General features: G+C 37.4%; 16 protein-coding genes. 1 reads left to right on the top strand and 15 read right to left on the bottom strand.

The features are described from left to right. Positions 1 to 265: 265 nt before the first annotated feature. The gene (locus tag MKL51_RS07050) at positions 266 to 916 is read right to left on the bottom strand and encodes a hypothetical protein (protein ID WP_057090731.1); all 651 of its coding nucleotides are present in this window, start codon (positions 914 to 916) and stop codon (positions 266 to 268) included. Next, on the bottom strand, positions 916 to 2,451 hold the full coding sequence (locus MKL51_RS07045; protein WP_057090730.1) for a hypothetical protein: 1,536 nt from the start codon (positions 2,449 to 2,451) through the stop codon (positions 916 to 918). The genes MKL51_RS07050 and MKL51_RS07045 overlap by 1 nt, the downstream gene beginning before the upstream one ends. 159 nt (positions 2,452 to 2,610) lie before the next feature. Between MKL51_RS07045 and MKL51_RS07040 the strand changes: the two genes are divergently transcribed. Then, complete coding sequence (locus tag MKL51_RS07040; protein WP_057090729.1) at positions 2,611 to 2,805, top strand: hypothetical protein; 195 nt, start codon at positions 2,611 to 2,613, stop codon at positions 2,803 to 2,805. Between the two features lie 360 nt (positions 2,806 to 3,165). Here MKL51_RS07040 and MKL51_RS07035 read toward each other — a convergent pair whose 3' ends face one another. From MKL51_RS07035 to MKL51_RS06975, 13 genes are all read right to left on the bottom strand, one after another. Then, entirely contained in the window at positions 3,166 to 3,891 is a 726-nt protein-coding gene (locus MKL51_RS07035; RefSeq protein ID WP_057090727.1) for a hypothetical protein, read from the bottom strand. 4 nt (positions 3,892 to 3,895) lie between these two features. Then, the gene (locus tag MKL51_RS07030; RefSeq protein ID WP_057090726.1) at positions 3,896 to 4,246 is read right to left on the bottom strand and encodes a hypothetical protein; all 351 of its coding nucleotides are present in this window, start codon (positions 4,244 to 4,246) and stop codon (positions 3,896 to 3,898) included. Continuing rightward, on the bottom strand, positions 4,246 to 14,724 hold the full coding sequence (locus tag MKL51_RS07025) for an interleukin-like EMT inducer domain-containing protein (protein ID WP_270904257.1): 10,479 nt from the start codon (positions 14,722 to 14,724) through the stop codon (positions 4,246 to 4,248). Before MKL51_RS07025 ends, MKL51_RS07030 begins: the two co-directional genes overlap by 1 nt. Before the next feature lie 9 nt (positions 14,725 to 14,733). After that, positions 14,734 to 15,627: a hypothetical protein gene (locus MKL51_RS07020; RefSeq protein ID WP_057073750.1), complete on the bottom strand. Its 894-nt coding sequence runs from the start codon at positions 15,625 to 15,627 to the stop codon at positions 14,734 to 14,736. Then, positions 15,627 to 16,070, bottom strand: coding sequence for a hypothetical protein (locus MKL51_RS07015; RefSeq protein WP_057073751.1), 444 nt, complete (start codon positions 16,068 to 16,070; stop codon positions 15,627 to 15,629). The genes MKL51_RS07020 and MKL51_RS07015 overlap by 1 nt, the downstream gene beginning before the upstream one ends. After that, positions 16,070 to 16,717 carry a hypothetical protein gene (locus MKL51_RS07010; RefSeq protein ID WP_057073752.1) on the bottom strand — a complete coding sequence of 216 codons (648 nt, stop codon included), beginning with the start codon at positions 16,715 to 16,717 and terminating at the stop codon, positions 16,070 to 16,072. The genes MKL51_RS07015 and MKL51_RS07010 overlap by 1 nt, the downstream gene beginning before the upstream one ends. Before the next feature lie 126 nt (positions 16,718 to 16,843). Beyond that, on the bottom strand, positions 16,844 to 17,110 hold the full coding sequence (locus MKL51_RS07005) for a type II toxin-antitoxin system RelE family toxin (RefSeq protein ID WP_057073753.1): 267 nt from the start codon (positions 17,108 to 17,110) through the stop codon (positions 16,844 to 16,846). Continuing rightward, complete coding sequence (locus MKL51_RS07000; protein ID WP_001015563.1) at positions 17,073 to 17,348, bottom strand: type II toxin-antitoxin system Phd/YefM family antitoxin; 276 nt, start codon at positions 17,346 to 17,348, stop codon at positions 17,073 to 17,075. The genes MKL51_RS07005 and MKL51_RS07000 overlap by 38 nt, the downstream gene beginning before the upstream one ends. A 191-nt stretch (positions 17,349 to 17,539) precedes the next feature. Further along, positions 17,540 to 17,818, bottom strand: a complete 279-nt coding sequence (locus MKL51_RS06995; protein ID WP_057073754.1) for a hypothetical protein — start codon at positions 17,816 to 17,818, stop codon at positions 17,540 to 17,542. 62 nt (positions 17,819 to 17,880) lie between these two features. After that, positions 17,881 to 18,648: a hypothetical protein gene (locus tag MKL51_RS06990; protein ID WP_086223003.1), complete on the bottom strand. Its 768-nt coding sequence runs from the start codon at positions 18,646 to 18,648 to the stop codon at positions 17,881 to 17,883. 18 nt (positions 18,649 to 18,666) lie between these two features. Further along, positions 18,667 to 19,962 (bottom strand): hypothetical protein, encoded by a 1,296-nt coding sequence (locus tag MKL51_RS06985; RefSeq protein WP_086223004.1) that lies wholly within the window; start codon positions 19,960 to 19,962, stop codon positions 18,667 to 18,669. A gap of 119 nt (positions 19,963 to 20,081) precedes the next feature. Further along, the gene (locus MKL51_RS06980; RefSeq protein ID WP_086223005.1) at positions 20,082 to 20,369 is read right to left on the bottom strand and encodes a hypothetical protein; all 288 of its coding nucleotides are present in this window, start codon (positions 20,367 to 20,369) and stop codon (positions 20,082 to 20,084) included. Between the two features lie 4 nt (positions 20,370 to 20,373). Further along, on the bottom strand, positions 20,374 to 21,000 hold the full coding sequence (locus MKL51_RS06975; RefSeq protein WP_086223006.1) for a hypothetical protein: 627 nt from the start codon (positions 20,998 to 21,000) through the stop codon (positions 20,374 to 20,376). Between the last annotated feature and the right edge of the window lie 40 nt (positions 21,001 to 21,040).

Below are 21,040 nucleotides of genomic sequence, written 5' to 3'. Positions count from 1 at the left end.
TTAATATTTATATAAAATTTTATTTAAAAAATAATCTAGATAATAAATTATCCAGAGTTATTATTTTTTATAAACATTTCATTATTATGTCAACCCATTATTTTAAATAAATATATAATAATTAAAAATAATAAATGCACTACAATAAACCATTTACAGCTCTCTTTTAGTGCAATTTAAAATATGACAATTTTATTAATTAAAGTAAGTTACTAAAATAAATAAATTATTATTAGTAAATAATAATTATTTTTATTTGAAGCAATTATAAATTTGGAAACATTTTAGTGAAATTTAATGTAACGATAGTATGCCCCTTATTTGAAGCATCTAAAGGTAAATTACCAGCTTGTAGTGATACTAAATGTTCAATTTCAAAATGATGTTGAGTTCTTACTGCTTTATCAAAAGCATATATTTTCAAACGCATTAAATATTCTATAGGTGGCGGTTGTGTACCATCTTTATTAAACATTATTTGCTTTATGGCCAATGCACTATTTGCAATAGCTGCAGCTTTAGTCTCAATAAATGAGATACTTAATTCATTTGAGGCATTACCGGTTATATAGTTGAGTTGATAGTGTCCAACATGTACTGAATCTGTTTGTGCATCCAGAAGTGATACATCAACATTATTGGCTAACCAAGCGATTTTATTGGAAGGATCAAAAATTGGAATATTCGCTTGGGCAATCTTACTATTTGCCCGATAAGGTCTAATTTCTATTCCAAAATGGGCGGCTGAGAGAGTTCCTAATGCATAGAGCTCTTGATAATGAGAAACAGCTTTATCAACTGTCAATCCAGACCATAAGACAGGATTTCTTGTAAAACGTTCCTTGAATGGACTTATAACATTATCAAAACTGTTATTAGACGTTTTATTCTGTGTTTCATATTCAAAAAAAGCCATTATTCTTCATCCTCAGAAAATTTACGGCTCTTAAAAATACTTTCAGCTAATAATTGAGCTTCATCATATTTCATACCTGCATCGCGCTCTAGAATATAGGCCATAGTTTCTACATCTAAGTTTGTCTCCTTTAAAGCGGTAATCACTTGGGTTTTAAGTAGTGTTGTATTCATTCTAGATTGTGCATTACTGATTTCTTCAGTAGCTGCTGCAGTTTGGTTTGTATAATATTCAACTTGCCAAGGATAATCTTTAGGCTCAAATTGTTCATTAAACGCAAATCCCCAATCCAAATGAAGAATCTGATTAATCCCTTCAGTTACTGCTGTACGAATGTCTTGTGACCTACGCATTATTTGCGCTGAGGTATGGAATGCTCCGCCTTCACCAATACCACCAGTTAACATGTCAGCCCACCCTACCATACTTGGGTCTAGACCTATCCCGCCCATTAACAAACGGACATTAATCATGAATTGTTCAATATTAATAGGTGAGCTTCTTTGAAGTTTAATATCACCAACAGGATTTAGAACTTGCTTCTCATCAAATACTGGCAGCATGTGAAAAGCAGTATTCCAAACCGCTTCGCCACCTGATAAAGCATCACGAACATATGTCTCATGATTTTTAAGTAAACCTTCCAAACCCCTAACATAGGCTTGGCGTTGTGCTGGCGGCATTCCAGACATATTTACCGTCAAGAACATCTGATTTACTGTATCTGCAATCTGCTGGCTGTTCATAGATGCCAATGCAAGAATCACATCATCATAAACTTCTTCAATTTCGTATAGAAATGAACCACCTAAATGCGCTGGTAAAATCGGTAATTCATCTGGGTCATCTCCTTCTAACATTTTAGTTACAAGGCCAGTTTCAACAAGTTCATATTGAGCAATATTGCTCATACGGGGCATTTTGAAACGTACCATTTGAATAGTATTTAATTTTGTAATAGTTTTCTGCCAATTTCGAGGATCTAAGCAAAAAAATGCGACAGTTTTACTGCCCTGTTCGAATGGCTGTATTAATGGCGGATAAGTATACTCATTACAAAGGAGATCAATTACTCCATTCTCTTTTTTCCCATAAATTCGGGCATAAGAATCGCCAAATGAAATCGCATCTCGGGCAAGTTTACTTAAATACTTATTGATCAGCTTTTCCATGACATCACGGCGTTCATCTAGCTGTTTTTTTATTTTTTCAGCTGCTGGGCCATTTGCCTTTTTCAAACGTTGTGCTGGTGTAATAAACACTTGTTGGCCGCTATAAGAATCTCCGCCTAAAGCGGCAGAAACATGAATCCCCATCCCCTCTGCGATAGGGGCAAAGCGTAACATTCTCTCCCATTTGGTGAAAATTTCTTTTCGAGTACGCTTCTTATTGGCTTTAGTTTGATTGGTCCCAAGTGAAAACGGTGCCATGGATTCATAAAGCTGCGCCGTAGCATCCTGATTAGAGGTATCAAATTGCTGTTCATATGAATTAACATTTTCACCGAGTAACAACGATAAGAACCGAGAAGACATAACTAAGCCAAAATACCTAAATAATTAAGTATTTTGATGGCTACCATTTTTTAACTATTAGATTGGTTCCAAAGCTAATTGGAACCATACAGATTTAATAAATCCACAGCATGCAATTCTATCTGAACCTATTTTCAATCTGTTTTAGAGGAAAAGCTCATGGCTGAAGTTAAAGTACTTAACGCTTTGGATATCGAATTAGCACAAAAGACTCAAGACATCGTCAATGCACAGCGATTTAACAGCCGCCCTGCTTTCAAAACATTAAACCTAGGGTGGGATCTTGAGACTAATTCCTTTGCTGTTAATTACAGTTTTGTAGAAGAAGCAACGGCTCCAGATCAACCAGCTTAAAAAACTAAAAAGCGCTCTAAAAAGAGCGCTTTTTTTAAATCTCAAAATTCAATCTTGCCTTAATCTTCATACATTTGGTAAAATTATTTCCATGAAATACTTGATAATATTATTTGTTTTTTTAAGTGGCTGCTCTACATTTTTTGAGCACAATAAAGTTATTCCATTTCCAGAACGTACAATTTCACATATTGAGATAAGGAAGTTAAATGGAGGCAACCCCAAAACACTAGCTTATGCCGATATTACTGGTAATACCTGTGTCATCTACTTACGAAAATATCCTCAATGTTTAGCACATGAAATAAGACATTGCTATGAAGGTAATTGGCATGAAGGGCGTGAAAGTCAAGAATGGTGTTAGGTGGGAAACTCAAATATCTCGACAGTTACTTTACCGACCCGTCTCAATACTTCTGTTATATCGCCATCCCCTGAAGAAATATAACAACATTCTAAAGTCTTTCCTTGATTTGACCATCTAACTTGTAACCCAGAGGTAGAAAAAAAGCTACCTCCTTCATCTATTACAATTGTTCCTGATACAAATACTGATGCTTCATTGATATATAATCTGCGGTCATTTGGACTTGAAATTGTTTTAACTTGGTTAAGGGATGTGAAATCCAAAGTACTAATATAAACTGGGCAACTTTTTAAAGTACTATCAGACCACATCAATTTGCCATCTGGGGAATAAATCCTAATTTTATCTGTAGAAACCCCACCTGACCAATTATCAGATACATAGTTAAAATATACATCTGCTGTTAAATCGGTAGTTCCTCCAGATGTCCATCCACCTCCAATATAATAAATACTGTCATCTTTCAAACATGTTGATAATTCAAACATTTCACTTGATGGTGGCCTAGAACCAGTTGAAGAAATTATTGTTGGTCTTCCAACATCATATGCATCATGAACATTGAAATTCTCATTACGTGCAGTTATCGGACAATAAGTATTCCAAGCATTAGTTTTATCCCACCTAAGAGTTTGACTAGCTACACTTTTTAAAATTCTAGAAGTAAGATCAAGGTTGACTTGTCCGTTTTCTAAAAAAAATTTTGCTACAGCAGGCACTTAATTATCTCCGATAAATCTTTACATCAAAATTCAAAGTGAAGGCATTCAAATAGTTATTATTGACTACTAATGTCATCTCTAAATAACCAGAAAAATATTTGAAAGTAGAAACAACTTCTTGCAATGAATTTTCTGGATTTATATTAGTAAATCTTGCATATGTTCCATTTGGAGATATTTCAGCATCATAGATATTATAAGTATAAATTTTATACTGACTGTTATTAGTATGATTAGCTGGGTAATATTGAGACCACTTAATTGTTTTTATAAATGACAGCACCCTATCTCGGGAACTGTCAAAGTATAGTTTTCCATTTTGTTCAAAAAGTTTAAGCTTTGCTAATGCCATTATTCCACACCAATAAAAACTGCTAGCTGTCCATTAGGGTAATACACTCGACTTATCCCCCCAGAAACCACTGTTTTCGACCCATCAGCTGCAACCGTTGTAAATGTAATAGCATTAAGGCTTTCAGCATTAAATAATTCAGCAGTAAGAGACTTAGCTTTAAAGTTTGCTGCGGTCAAATTCTTAATAAATACATCACTATTCATAATGACTTGATTGTCTTGGATTATGAACGGCATGTACTTAGTAGAAGATGTACCAGTTGTGAAGAAAATTTTATCCGCTTGAAAACCTATTGAACTGATAACGGTTCCATTCGTTTGCTCACTGACCATAGACATGCCAGAAAACACACCGTTATTATCCATGCCCATTACGTATTTACCTTTCACACCATCAATCAAGTCAGCTTGTGATTTAAGCTTGATAGCATTTTGGCCGTAAACAGATACTAATGTTTGTAATGCGCCAGCATATGCGCCCACATCAGTTGTATAGGTGGTTTTAAAGTTTTCAAAATCTGCGATATTGTCTGCATCTTCAATATCAATAAAGTCTAGATCCACCTCACCAGCTTTTCCTGAATAGTTACCGATGATCATTGGAGTAAAGAAAGCAGCTTTATTTGCAAATGTTTTTGGACTTAGTAGAGTGCCGGCACCTGCACTTGCACCAGCAGATCTACCTTTGAAATATGCAGTTCCAGTTATCCAAGTTCCCAGCGCTGGTGCGGTACCAGCAACAAGATAATGACTAGCTCCAATATCATTAATTTCGGTGTTGTCTTGGGCCACATACTTAGTTTTAGTGGCGTTCTGACAAGTTGCACCTAGGTATACAACACCCGTACCACTAACACGGCGGAATCTATACTTCACTCGGTAGTATTTGTTGTCATCGATTGGCAAAGAAGCAAACCAATTTAACCAAGCTTCATCATTTCCAACGTTATTCCCTATTCTTAGTGCATATCCCCCACGGCAAGTTGCATCGGCCACTAAATTAAGCTCAGGTTTATTTCCACTTGGAGTTTTTACTAACCAATCTTTTTGCCATGTATCTAATACTGAAGCCATGATCTTTTGACCATTTGCAGAATACAGAGCAGACATCCTTTCAGTTGAAGATGCGATTGCTTCATTCGTCTTGGTAAACGTCATGTAATCACGCTCTAATGTCGCTTTTGTAGTTGATGCTAAGTCTTTTGCAGAATCGGCTATCTCTTTTGCCTTTTCAGATATTGCTCTTACCAGTGCTTGACGTGCATTGTGAACATTAGCAAAGTTGGTAATAAACTGATTTCGATCAATCGTACTGGTTGTATTCATATTGGCAAACAAAGAAGCCAAATATGTATTTAAAGTACTAAAAGCTGTTGCATAAGCAGCTGAAGATATACCATAAGTGACAGCCTCAGCTCGTAAGCTTGTATCAGTTTGATAAAGAGTATCCCACACCAACTTCGCCTGTTTTTTCTCAACGGGTGTAAGTTTATTATCAGCTGCAATATCACTTAACTGAGCCATTGGAATATCAACTTTGGCTTGAGAACCTGCAGTCGTTTCCATCATTGAAGTGACAGTAAACGGCGTTACTGACTTATAAACCGATAAATCCGTTTCAATAGCCGCTGACCATCCTTCTTTAAAGTTATCTGGCGGGTTTGTATGAGTAATTGTTGCTGACTCAACCGTAATAGCTGGGTAAGACCAAGCATCTTTTTTGGTAATTAAGATGCACACTTTATTATTGCTATCTAAAGCTAAAGCCAAACCTTTAGTCGTAGTATTACTTTCATCTAAGGTGATACCAAAAGAACGCGAAGTCATATTTGGATAAAATGGTACTGTTGACGTATATGCATAGAACGCCAAGTCCAAATCAAAAATATTGTCTTCTTTGTTGTTGTAGTTATAACCAGAGATTTTAACCTTAGTCATGAAGGCACTAATTGTAATTGGCGTCTTAATTACAAGGGTACCAGTAGTAGTAATTGGTTGACGCCAAGTCAAAGGCTTCACGAAAATTTTGCCCCCACCTGAACCCAATGGCTGAACGCTCATAGCATTGGTATATTCTGATGTAATTTTCTGCGAGGATGCAGCAATAGCTCGCTCAACATTAGTATTTGTCATATCCGCATTTAGAATATAAGCGCCGTTTTTACTGTCTAACTTTGAAGACATCTCAGAAAGTTTGGCCGCCCACGTTTCTTTGAAATTGGTTAATGTTGAAATAGAGTCTGTAGCTGTAGAAACAAAATCTTGTAATGTCGGGTCAGCTGAAGCGTAATCAGTAACGTCATATTGCTCAATTTGAGCTAAGGTCCAAACTAAAGGTACAGTTGCAGTTGGTGTAGAGCCGCCAGCCACATAAACATGTCCTGAGTTTGAAAAAGTACCTACCGCACCACATTTAATCATTCGAATATAAGTTTCGAATTTACCTGTACCCTCTGTACTGCCAATGAATCGATCAATTGCGCCAGTCCCCATCGAGTTGCCAGCATTCACTAACTTATATCCAACTGGTAGCTTGATTAAATATTTGATGACAAAAACAGCATTTGCACGGCCATAAACAAGTTGGAAAATTCCACCCCAGACTGGATTCGCTGCACCAATGGTTTTGATTTCCAGCTCATGTGTTGATGTAGTCGGGTTATCCGCACTTTTTGCAACACGAGTAACAGTAACGTTCCCATTGCCAGCATTGTTATATACACCTACTGCATTATTACCCTTTTTAAAGTTCACGTCTCCTTGCACCAACTTGCCGTTAGTAATCATCATCGCCAGCATTGTTGTGTTTTCTAATGCAGAGCCAAGATTGTTAGTACTTGTTTGTAACTGTGAAATTTCAGTATTTTTAAGAGTTGCAAGATCTTGTGAAGTTTGGTCAGCTGTAGCTTTTGTTGTTTTCACAACTGTAGATAATCCACTAGGTACACCAGCATCATATTGTTGAATTTGCTGGGCAATAACACCTTTGTTTGCTTCTGCTTTGATAAAAGTATCTTCTACAAACTGTGCATTTTGCTTAAGAGAGGATCTAAAACCTCCTTTAAAGTTCGGTGCTGAATTACCACGGCTAATAAACATATTGGTCACAGTAAATGTTCCGCCAGAAGGAGCATTATCAAATCGTAAACCCAATGGAATACCTTCATAAGCAGAGGCTTTTAAATCAGAAGGGAAAATACCATTCAATTCAATTTCACCACTTGCAGCAACAATAAATGAAGGTAATCCAATGCTATAAGTTGCTCCATGAAATTGAATGCTACAGGTAGCGCCAACTAATCCAGCTGCAGCTGTATATTTGATACGGGCTACAACCGGATCACCTTTATCGATAGGAATTTCTTTATGTTTGTATTGAAGTTCCCAAACAGCAACTGTTCTATTGGTACCAGTGGTGATACTTAAATTTTTAGTATCATCACCTAGTAAAATCCAGTTTTCTTCGGAATAACGTAAGGTATCTAGTTGTGCTTTGAAGACTTTAATTTCCTCAGCAAAGACTTCTTTTGCATCAGATCGAGTAATTTTTTCTTGAAGTATTTGAGCGTGGTTTTCTAACACCTTTTGTAAGTTACCACTGTTATTTGCCAAACCAATCGGAATACCACTTACGACCTGAACGGCAAGCATGATTTGTTTGGCTCCATTTGGGCCCGTATCTGGTGTTGAATGTAATTCGATACCTCTCCCCGAACCAATTCCTTTTTGACCTACTAATATGTATGCATCACGGCCAGTAATTTGATCAATTGTAAATGGATTTGCCCCAAGAGAGATTAAGGCATTTTTAACAGTAGCAATATTTACTCCGATACTGTCGTAATTGGTCACAATAACAAATGTGTCATTCGGAATCGCGGCGATAGCATTACTCATCGCCGTTGCATTAGCGATAGCAGCATATGTATCGTATCGAGTTGAAGAAGCAATTGACCCATCAGCAGCTAAAACATGAACTGAGAATCCGCGAGCTGAAGCTACGGATTTGATTTCACCTTTAAGGTTTTTTATCCCTGTGAAAAAGCCATTCCAACCACATGAGTAGACACGATAATTGAAAACTTGACCAAGATCTTGATTAAGTTGTTTATAACTTGACTCTAAGTTCGAAATTGACTGTGTTGTATTTTGCTGGTTGTCGCTAATTGTTGAGTTAATTTCTTGAAACTTACCGTCAGCAGATAATTTATTACTATCGACCGCAGATTTTAAAGTTACATAATTTTCAGAAATGGATGCAATTTGTTCACCATTCTTTTTAACATCTGCCTTAGTCCCTTCAATTGCGGTTGCATTAGCCTCTAACCCTTTTTCAAGTTCACGAGGATTTTTTCTAAAACCAGTTGCTAATTCACCTTTTTCAATTTGTACTTCACGAATTAAAAAATCAGGTGCAAATCCAATTTGAGCATACAGAATTACATTAATATATTGTAAATCAAAAAGATTAGTGTCAAATGTGTAAGTACATAAAACTTCTTTATCTGTAGAAATATTATTCCAAGTAGTTCCAATTTGATTGTTACTACCTGCAGCATCACGACGGTGAATGATTAGGAGTATTTGTGTTTGAGCAGCCGTCAATGATTTTGCTTTGAAAGACAACGTGTATTTCTGGTTTCCTTCTAAGCCTTCAGCTAAAGTAATCGTCTCAATAAAGCCTTTAAAATATGTTGCTGTATTGGTTGATTTAAAATGCCCCCAAGTAATCCCATTTGAGTCCTTATAAACTTCTAATAAGCTACCTGCTACTGCTGAATTTTGACGCCAATTTGAAGTTTCAAGAGGCTTAGAAAAATCACCATTTTTAATAATATTATCGCCGCCACTAGTTGAAATTGCGGCTTTTATGATTTTACTTTCCTCTGCAATCGCTTGATTAGTCTCTGTTTTTGTATAACGAGTACTATCAAGAGTTGCTGAACTATTGGTCCATAAATCACCAAATTTCTGACGGAATTTAGCTTCAAGAGACTCAGTAGCAGCGGAAATTGCTTTAGTCGTATCAGACTTACTTGAGTAATCAACAAGAATAGAAGACTTAACAATTGTGCTGTCTACATCTGACTCATTTAGAACTGGTGTAATTTTATATGCTTGTGCTTCCCACCAACCCGCATTTCCAGTATGACCTAAAGCAATACCTAACTGAATTTGGGGATATGTATCAGCAACTGAAGTCATGTTGATGACTTTTGAAATAAGAGTCCAAGTTTCATTTGCTGGGATTTCAGCAATTGGAACACTTACACTAGTATAATTTGCTGTTGAAAATACCCCATCATTTTTTGCACGACCAATTGGAATGTAACAAAGACCGTTTGAATCGGAGCTACGACGAACAAAGAAACTCACAATATATGTTCGTGTATTTGGTAGTGATTGTTTATTGTAATTAAAACAGTTGACTGGATTTGAAGTATCCTTTCTGAAAACTGTATTACCACTTTTCCCAGTTGTTGTTGTCTTAAAATACTGAGGCATGTCGTAACCGTAATGGCTATACCACATGTCAGGATTCTTACAATTATAATCGCCTGCCAAAGAATCACTGTCATTTGCCGATTTCAGTGCTTCATCCAATTTAGTGAGTGAAGTATTAAATGCCTTATTTTGAGAGGCTGTAACTTCATCTAATTTTGCATTTGTAGCGTAGTTATTTAGGGCCTGAGTAGTGTTATAAATGTTTTTCTCAACATCACTCATCCCTGCTTCAAGTTTTGATGTTCTTTGAGCAAGGGCACCACTCTCAGTTACATAGGTTTGTTTAAACTCATTTAGATTCGCAGAAACTTGGTCAAATGCCGCATTGAAGTCATAAGGACTAGCAATCCAACTCTCAGTAGTTATTAACTCCCCTTTAACTAATACAGCCCAGTAAACTGTACCAATTGAACCTTGTGCTGCATTTGGCCTATTGAGCATGTAGAAATTGACGTACTTACCTAAACCACTACTGTTTTTAGTAAAAGTAGTTTTACTTACTACTTTCCCATTACTATTTGTAAGTGATTGAACAACCTGCTGTCCACCACCTACATATGCACCTAATGTAGAGTTTGTATCAGCATTATTACGCTTATGTTCTGCACACCATAACAATGTATATTTTGCACCTACCTCCCAATCTTCCCCCATTTTATAAAGTACATGAGGATACGAAACTCCATCATAGGTACCAATTACATTCGAATTAATTAAAAGGTTTGTACCCGCTGGTGCTGATTTACTTAAGTTCGCAGACAAGGTATTCGCCTGTTCAGTAACAGCCTTAATCTGTCCAGCTTGTTCAGTTACTCGAGAATTTGTAGTTTGTAATGCTTCAGTTGAAGCTTTTTTACTTACTTCGGTATTGGTTAATGTTAGATCATTTCTAAGTTTTGAAATATCTATACTTTGAGACGATAAAGTATCGCCATTCTTCTTCACTTCAGCTTGAGTAACTTTAATTGCTTCCGCATTGGCATTTAAAGAGCTTTGAGTATCACGTGGGCTTGGGCTCCAAGCAGTAGCCTTATTGCCTGCTTCGATCTGTAATTTTTGAATCGTTGGAATTCGACCAGAACCATATGTTCCATAAAATTCAATTGTTGATTCGGTAGTACTTCCAGTGTGTACTTTAGGGGATACTGTAACAGCAAATCTTTGAAACTCATTTGCTTTTGTTACAGTAACTGATGTTGTAAAGTAATGAGCAGATCCATTTGAAGAGTAAACTTGTACTGTTCCAGCAACGGGCACACTCACGTCAAAAGAAATAGTAACCGGCTTATCTAAATTTTCGTCATAAAAAGTTTTGAGCTCTTTACTTCGTTCATACATTAAGTATTCACGACTAGTTGATGCTGTTGAGCTTCTTGGCGCTTCTGAATTAGCTACCGCATTAACCCCACCAATTTTAATATTATCTACTGCAGCTGTGATATCAGTAGCCACACGTCCCATGGCGCTATCAAGATCACTCTTTGTAGCTGTTTTCAATAATGCTTGAGCGTTGCTCTGAATACCTGTTTCAGCATTCTGCATTCTTGATTCAAGCTTACTGGTCCGTTCTGCTTCAGCCTCAGTTCTATTAGTAGCAGTTTTGAATAAATCATTTGCGGTTGCTGTTGCATCATTTGCTGAAGCTAAAGAGTTGTTATCTTCAACGATAATGTAGTTAAGCTGACTTATACCTGGTTGAGCTGCATAGTTACCAATAAACATTGGGGCATAAAATTCAGCTTGTGCTGGGAAAGTACGCGGATTATCAATTGTTCCAAGTCCCGTAGCTGCACCTGTAGATTTTCCTTTCAGATAAAGTACAACTTCTTGCCATTCACCTAAATTTGGTTTAATTGCAGACAACAAGTAATTTGATGAGCCCATGTCTGCAGCAAGATTATTTGTAGTTGTTACATACTTAGTTTGATCTGCTGTTTTACATGCAACACCTAAATAAATACTTCCATTTTCACCAGCAACACGACGGAAACGTGCACGCACCCGATAAAGCGTATCTGGATTAATTTTTACTAATTCTTTCCAATGAACCCAAGCTTCATCATTGCCAGCATTATTACCAAGCTCAAGAATATAACCGCCAAATGCATCAGAATCTTGAAGTACTTTAGCTTCACCTGTAGCTCGCCAAGTTGACCAGTCATCAATTCCTTTTGCTGTTACTACTGCCCTCACACCAGTAGTTACTTGAGTTTGAGACTTGAGACTTAATAAATTTTGAGAAAGTGCTTCAGTTGCTTTTACCGCTGTTGTACCAGTTTGCTGCGCTTCGGCTGCATTATCGAAAGCCAGTTTAGCAATATCATCAGTAGTTTTAAGTGAAGAAGAAAGGCCAGATATTTTAGTGTTTGTATTACTTTCTAAGGTAGATACACTTTTTTGGACATCTATAATCTGACCTTGTACCTTCAAATTTTCTTTCGAGATACTTGTATCAAGTTCTGTAAATTTCGTCGTGGTAGACTGTTCAAATTCAGCTAGTGACTCAGTAACTTCTAGAATATTTGAATTAGACTGACGATCTGCTTCTTCGAGAGCTGCTTTTGTTTGGTCGATACGTAATGATAAGGCTTTATCTCCATCAGAAACTGACTGAGTAATTGTCGCTAAATCTGACGTTGTTTTAGTCTTATTTGAATTATAGTCAGTCTTTAGTTCTTCAAGTTTTTTTGCTTCTGAAACAAGTTTCTCATCAACAAGTTTTACAGATGATTCAACCTTTTCGATATATGAGGCATTACCAGTAATTTGATCACGCCATGCTTTAGGAATGGTGTCATTTAGTGCTGTAATGTCCCAGACCTCATAATCAGCAAGGATTACATCAACTGGGCTTGTAGCGCTTGGCAAAGGTGGATTAGTGCCAGCAATAACACGGAAATGCCCATGGATAGCTGCTGGTGCATCATAGCCACACTGAACAACAGAGTAATAAACCTCAAACTTGCCTGTACCTTCCTTATTTCCAAGTACTCGTAAATAACCCCCCGTACCTGTAGCATTGCCAACTGGTAATAAATAAGTTCCTTTTGGCATTTTAATAATTTGTTTTATTAAAAAGGTTTTATTAGGCGCAGCTACAAGTGTAGGAACAGTTGGATACCAACCACCACCTAAAGATGCTGTAGATCTTAAAAGCATCTCATGGGTACTATTTACGGGGTTATCCGTAGATTTGGCTTGTCGAGTTAGTGTTGAGCCTGCTGGTACCACATAGGCACTTAATCCCCCATTACCAGAAAGAAACGTCGGATCATCACGTAAAGGTTTACCAAGTGATTGCATCCGCGCTAACTCATTAGCACTTAATAAACTTGCATTTGTTGTGTCTAAACTGGCCTGTATTTGGTCAGTTTTTTCAGCCACAGATTTGGTAAGGTCAACTACAGTTCGTTCAACACTATTAATGGCAGCTTTGTTATCACCAATTTGAGATTGCGCAATACTAATTTGTTCAGTAATTGCTTTGTCTTGAGCTGCACGAGTTTTAGATTCTTCTGAAATTAAGGCGTTTGATTTACCCAATTCGTTTTGCATTTCAGCAAACTTAAGCTCAAAACTTTGAGTTAAAGCCTCTTTATCATTTGCACGTGCTTCAGCTTCAGCTAGAAAACCAGAATCGACTTTCTTATCAAGCTCAACATACTGGGCTGCAAATTCATCTACTTTTTTAACTGCAGCTTCAGTTTTGCTAACTATTGGTTCAATTTTTTGATTAATGAGGGTATTAGTTTCTTCACCTAATGCTAATTTAGCATCATCAATCATTTGACCAGCTTTAACTAAGTTTTGATCAATATCTTGTTTTAAAGCGGCCTTAGTTTGATCAATAACAATTAGAGTGTCAGCTGCTTGCTTTTGACGGTCTAGAACTTCTTGATCAGCAACTTTTTTCGCGTTTTCTGCGACCAAGCGAATTTCATCAGAATCACTTCTAACATCAGCAATAATAGAATCCGTTTCTCTCTTGATGAAACCAATTTTGTCATCGAGTTCTTTCTCAGCGCGGATAGCCCGCTGTTGAGCATCAGCTACCAACGCTTCGTTTGCCTGAATTGATTGATCAATACGTTGATTGGCTTCATCCAAACGAATATTTGCATCATTTGCATGCTGTTCAACAATCAGTTTGGTATCGACAATTTCTTGATCAATATAAGCCCGAATTTCATCAACTTTATTTTGTGCAATCTGACCTACTTCTTTTACTTGGTCATGTATTTTTTGCACCTCTTCATCAATGTGATTAATACCTTCTTCAAGCAATTTATAGGCATCAGAATCTTTAATATTATCAATTAACTCTTCTACTTCTTTTATTTTTTCATCAATTTCTTGGCTTATCTGATCTTTGTTTTCATCAATTTTTTCGCCTTGTTCTTTTAAGTCTTCTTTTAAACTCTCTAACTTATCAAGAGCGTCTTTAAATGCACCCTCAATAGCTTTAGGATCAATAGGCACACCTGCTACAGTAAGCGTTGTACCAACGGCCATACTGCCTGCAACAGAACTATTACCTGCAACTGAAGTATTACCTACTACAGTGCTATTTCCCGTTAATGTACTATTACCAGTTTGTTGTGTATTAGCTTGCACATTCATCAACGGCGTTTTAATAGATACAGTTGTGCCAGAATCTACTTTTAAATTTTCTTTAGAAATAAATTCAATATTGTCTTGTCGAATACGGCGCACACCTACAATTGCGCCGTCTCCGTGACTGACATAACTATGGATTACTGGACGTTCTTCATTGCCGTTTTCAAAGAAGACATAGACGTCTTCCCCATCCACAATTTGTATTTCTGTATCTAAATCACTATCACCGACTGGATAGGCAAAAGTTGCCGTAATGCCTTCACTAGCGCCATCAGTTAAACCATGAATGTGTACTTGTGCAGTACGACCTTTTGCGTTGTAACTTAAAATCTTTGCACGTTTATAACCATTCATATATTTGACCTACAAATTAGCAATCCAGAACTTTGATGAAGTCCCCATTGATCCCCCGATTGCGCCTGTATCTATATGATGTGCAGCTGTTAAAACGACATACTTCTTACTATCAATTTCGAATATATCGCCCGCATTCCAATTCAAATTTAGCGGCCTGATTATGGTTCCCCGCAAGATCAAAACTTTTTCCAAGTTTTTAACTTGTCGGGCATCTAAACCAGCTCTTTGCGTAACAGTGTGGCCTGGGGTTATTGAGTCATCACCAACAACCGTTGAACCGTTATTCTCCACGGTCACGAAAGATGATTTTTGCATCAGTTCCAAAGGTTTACTGGATATCCAAACGACACTGCTAGGATCTAGTTTTGTGACTGGTTCCTTTTTGAAGAAAGAATCAATTTTTTGAGCTGACACCTTATTGTTTTGAAAACAAATGACTGCCGCTTCTTGCTGCAGATAATGAGCCAAACGTTGTGTAGGCAAGCTTCCCTTTAGGCAAACGAATTTTGGCAAAGGTAAATCACCACCTAGACTGATAGTTGCTCCACAAGCTCTTATTACTGAATTAAAGGAGGTTTCATTACTAATAACAGCTTGCTTTGAATTTTCGATAAGTCTTTTACAGCCAGCCAAAATGCCAATACAAGAGATACCACCTACACGTCGATCTTGTTTAATAGTCTGAGTTTTTAGAGGGGTGACTTTAATAAGTTCAAAAGGATGAGATATGTCATTTACAGTAAGTTGCTCCTCTTCTTTTAAAAGGGAATCTAATTCAGTGGTTGATTGAACTGTAAACTCAATAGAGGCTGGAATAGGTATGAGATCAGTTCTTAAAGTTGCACTAATAAGCTCAGAAGCTGGAATAATTTTTCCAGCAGATACTATGGTGATTTGCATTAACGGTTCCCCATGTTAAAACTCATCGGGACCATTAAAAATGCAAGTTTTGGCAAAGCTTCTTTCTTCTCATTATAGTTTTGCTGAGCTTCTGAGACTGAAAGCCCGTAACTTTCTACTCCAAGTCCACGGGTAGCTTCAACTAATCGAGCTTGCAAAAGATCACAATGAGCTTTTACTAAAGGCAATATGATTACGTACTCATCGCCATTAAGTTCAATGGATTCATTCAGTTCAATACTGGTAATTGCCTTTGTTTGACAATCTAATGTCGCCCAACCCGCATAAGATTTTGTCTCTTCAATAAATGCCTTAACGATATCCTCAAGCAAAATTGAGTAACCAGTTAATTGATATTCTTTATAGAGTTCTTCTGAAAGTTGCTGGATAGAACCAGCAACTACAGCATACCCTTCTGATTCAGGTAATAACTTCATAGCCATTACCCAAATAGATTGCCCAGTTGACGACCAACGCCTTGCACAGCATTTGTAAGATTAGTTGCTTGTTGAGCAGTATTGATCACTTGCTGAACTCGATTAACAAGCTCAGCTGTACCATCAATTTCTTTTTTACCTGGCTGAATACTACCGTTGGTACCAATGTTTGCGAAACTACCAAAGTAGTTGTAATCAATTGGGCAAGAAACTGTCATTACTTGTGATCTGCTATCAGAATCGTATTCAGCTGATTCAAAACGAATAGCACAGTTTTCAAGTGCATATGAGCGGGTAAAACTTCCTAATCGGCCATCGTAGTAATCACCATGGATGATTCCACCACTAGCTACGACATATTCAGCTAATAGTTGATCATGCCCAGCTTCAGTTACTAGGATTTGAAGGTTGCCTGTGTAATGGGTTTTCGGCGGACCAGCAACAATTCCAGTAAAGCCACCCGCATATTGAACTTCTGCTGGATCTTCATTACTCACAATCGGCCGTGGGCAACTTTTAAATAAAAAGCGAAGGTCTTCCATGCCACGAGGAACAAACATCCCCTGACACGCTAATAAGGGTGAACCAAGTTGCTGTAGAGCAATGTAATCTTGTTTAAGCTGATTTAGTAAAATCGGATTAGATTGTTGCATAATTTTGATGCTCAAAAGGCAGATTTATGCAACAAGATTAATGATGTTTTTGCTATTGGTTTTTAATCAGTTCCATTTTAGAAAACTGACTTTATAATAATAAAAAACCCGCAAAAGCGGGCTATATCACATCTGTTTATAGATAACATCTCGCCTATCTACATCAAGAACAAGAACTACGACTACATCATCCTTGACTTGATATAAAAGGCGGTATCCTGCTGTTTTCAGTTTAATCTTATATAGATCAACTGATCCTCTCAGCTTATTCTTCGGTATCTTAGGGTTATCTAGGATTGCTTCCAGCTTACGGATAAACTGCTCAGCGATTTGTGGGTTAAGTTTGTCAAACTTTTTAAGAGCTGTTTTTGAGAACTCTAGCTCGTAACTCATTAATAGATACCTTCACAGTTTCGTCAGTATCAACTTGCTCGGCTAGTTTAATTAGTTCCTGATCTTCAATTAGATCCATCATGCGTTCATACATTGCTGCCGGAACACAGTAGAATTCTGGATTATTTCTATTCAGAATAGCTACTGCTTCGCCAAAAGCATTTTGTACAACTGCTGTAGGATTCTTTTTTAATTCAGAAACACTAGCCACAAATCGACTATGGATTATGTGGTTCATGACGTTTCCCATTTGATGTGTCCTACATCAATTTGTAGCCAATTGATTAGAACCGTCCTCAAGAAGTTAAGTTTGCTACAGGGTTAACTCAATATAAACAATTTGAAGACCTGTTTCAAGACCTGTTTAACAACCACTTAATAGGTCTTAATAAAAAAGCCACCCTAAAAGGTAGCTTTTTAAATCTGCTTTTATCCAATATTTGGTGGTACTCTCAGAATCTGTACCGAAGGCACCCCCCGATCTAGCGCATCTTGGACACAACGATAATCAGGGTTATTTGGTTCATAACCGAGTTCACCACGAATATTTCCTTTATGGATCGTCATAGGTGCATCAAAACGCCCACGCATAAAACGGCCAATGATAATCGTGTCGGTTAATGATTGATTTGTTTTTGTTTCAGTTTTATCAGTTTTTTTCTGATATTGAATACCTGGCGCTTCACCTAAGATTTGAGTTGTATTCATGCTTATTTCCTGAATTGAATGGATGGTAGGTAAAGCCATAAAATGACTTTAACTAATAGCAATTAGTAAATACCTAAACGTTTACCTTTATTGAATGAACGCAAACGCTTGCGAATTGCATTCGCCGTGAAAGCATGAAGACGAGCTTTTTTCATACCAGCTTTTTGAGCTGATGTTAAACGCACCTTTTGACCTGGTAATCGTTTATTCACAACTGTTTTAACCCCTTGTCGAATCGCAAGAACTCCACGGTAATGAACTTTTCGACCATTCACTTTACGTTGGCTAAACGCTCCATTTCGAGCTTTAATTTTTTTAGCCATTGAGTCGAAACCTTCTTCAGTTTCATCTGCCTCACCGAAAAGAAATTCTCGTACCAGTTCTTCGAGTTCTGGACCTTCATCAGGCGTATTAGCGAGAACAATATTTGCTGCTGCTTCTAATGCAGCGTCAGCAACTTCTGTATCTTCGCTAAAGATTTCTTCAATATCTGTAGCATCAACACCAAATGTTAAGAAAGCATCTGAAAGTGAGGCCATGAGAGCATTTTCATAGGTGCCTTCATCATCATCTGCACTATCTAACGCATCAACAATTAACGCATCCAAATAATCAACGGCGAGCTCACCTTCTTCTAGATTGCCTTCGCTGATTGTATCTACAGTATCTGCAAGGATATCTAAAGCAATCTGTCGAATTTGCTCAATCACTGACTGTTGTTCACGGTCAGTACTTGATACTTTACTTACGACTACTGAAATATTCTCAGCTGCTGAATCGAATGCACGTAAAGCTAAAGGTTTATTTGTGGTTGGGCCAAATGGATTCATCTTGAAAGATCCTTAAAATTATTTAACTAAAACGTCTTCATCAAAAATTGCGGCACGCGTTGTACCAACAACACCATGGGCTAAATAGAGGCGTACCCGCTCATAAGGAAAGTCATTATCAGGTACTAAACTGAACTCAAAAGGTTTCCCCCCCAGCTCTTCAGCAGGTTGTAACCAACCAGTTGTTTCGCTAGATGCTCCTTCTAAAAATTCTTTGATATCGTCACCAGCTTTTTTGATGTAGTCAGGTGTTGCTTGGAACATATAAGTTCTAAGAATTTCGATACATTTATTTGTAACCCGTGCCGATATTTCGGCTGCAGGAACTAAGCGCAAAGCACTATTTTTACTTTGGTATTGGGTTAACACATCACTTAATACAAATAATGTAGTTTCGAACTTAACTGGGCGAACCACATTTACTTTAGCCTTAGCCAACATTTCCTGAATTTGCTCATCTTCAAGATCATTACCTGGCATCTGGCTTAAGTTTTTTGCTGTAAATGGATAATCTTTCCACGCCACAGCATTTTTTAACGGCGCAAAACCTTGTTTATTCAATTTCGCATTGCGTAATAATTTATCGCCGATGTAATGGCCCAAATAGTAAGCTGGTACCTTACGCCCTCTAAGGGTGACAGCATCTGAAGGGCGGCAAAGGTTCGGACTCCAAATGAATTGAACAAACTGTGATTGAGCATCTACGCTTGTAGCAAATTGGGCTGCCTGTTCAGCAGTAAAGGTTGGGTTGATTTCAGCATCTAAAGGAATACGTAATTTTGTAGCTGCACGTTGTGCCGCAACATAAATTGGTAAATCATGTGGATTAGGCAAAGTCAGATATGCTGGTGTAGTTAACTGACTTGTCAGGATTTTATATAGTTCATCTGGATTAAATGAAGGTAATGCTTCATCTTCTAAGGCCAATGTTTTTGAAGCTCGACCTAAACTATTAGATTCGTTATATGCAGTTGATTTGAGAATTGCTTGTAGCGCATCAATGCCCAGTGATAAATCAAATTTCTCGAAGTATTCTTTAGCATCAGCTACTGCAACAATTGAAGCAGAATTTTCAATGTCACCATCTACTAATCCTTGTACAGTAACAATTTGATCACCAGTTACCGCATCACGTATTTCCAAGCGCATAGAAATATCTGCAGGTCCACGTGGGCTAGTTACTTTCGCAAAAAAGGCCACATTGATTTCTGCATTTGCAAGATAACTGTGAGTATCAAATTCCAATTTGAGTGATGGGCTGGCCCCTGCTACAAGGGATAGCTCACCTGTACTTGATAGAGCAAGTATATTCATTACATTACACGCCCAAGGCTATTTGTTTTAAGTATTTTGAGCTGTGGGCTTATTTAATTTTCTGGCTAGTTCCAATGTAAAAAAACCACTCGGAAGTGGTTTTTAAAATAATCAAATTCTTATACCGTTCCATCTGGTTCAGAGGGTTCTTGCGGCTCAGAAGGTACAACTTGAAGTACATTACCTTTCAAGCTATTAATTTGATCTAGGTTATCTAGCAATTGTTTATGAGCTTCGTCACCGATCAAAGTGAATGTGACCTTTTGACCAGCCTGTACCAAAACTTGTGTAAATGGTTCGGTAATGTCACTTAAACCGTTATTTTGAAGTGTAATACTTCGTTCAGTTGGTTGATCACCTACTGCATCCATAATTGGATTCGTGCCATCAATAATGAAGATAGTCATCTTGTTACTCAACAGTTAGATTCTTACCAAGCCCCTTCAACTGACGTAAGTTTTCCAGTACTTGATGTTTAAATGTTTGGTTATGACACGTAATACTTGCTGTTTTACCTGCCTCAATAGCAACACGTGATAACGGTTCTAAAACTGTTGAAAATCCGTTATTAGTTACTTTGATAACTAGCGGATCCACGCTACTCCCACCTGACACTGTTAACAAATCCGTAATGGGAGTATTAACTTTAGAAGTATCAGTTTCTTTAAGGGCATGATTCGTTTCCTTCCCCACAACATCACCAGGGTTACCACCCTTTGAATCTAGATCGTTTGAAGGTTTGACAGAATCATTCGATGTTACAGTTGCATTTCCATTTTCTTGAGTATTGGACTCTTCATTATCTGGATCACTATTATTCATTTCAGAAGTTTTAGCAGTTTCATCATCGGGATTGCCTTTATCAGGGCTTTGACCACTTAACAAGTCACCTTGATCTGAAGTATTGTTCTCATCAGATTGGGTATTCTGTATTTCTGTAGTTTTATTGGTTTTATTACGTGTGTTTTTTGGTTTAGTAGTCGCTTGTTCGTCAGTTGAAACTATTTTTTCATCAGTGTTTTGAGTTGCTGCAGCCATGAGATTATCCTTTCAATAAATAAGGGAAAAGGCGCATCGA

The sequence above is a fragment of the Acinetobacter sp. AOR18_HL genome (assembly GCF_027855145.1).
Classification (GTDB): Bacteria; Pseudomonadota; Gammaproteobacteria; order Pseudomonadales; family Moraxellaceae; genus Acinetobacter; species Acinetobacter pittii.
The sequence above is the reverse complement of the archived record's forward strand: the minus strand, read 5'-3'. Positions and strand labels throughout refer to the sequence as shown.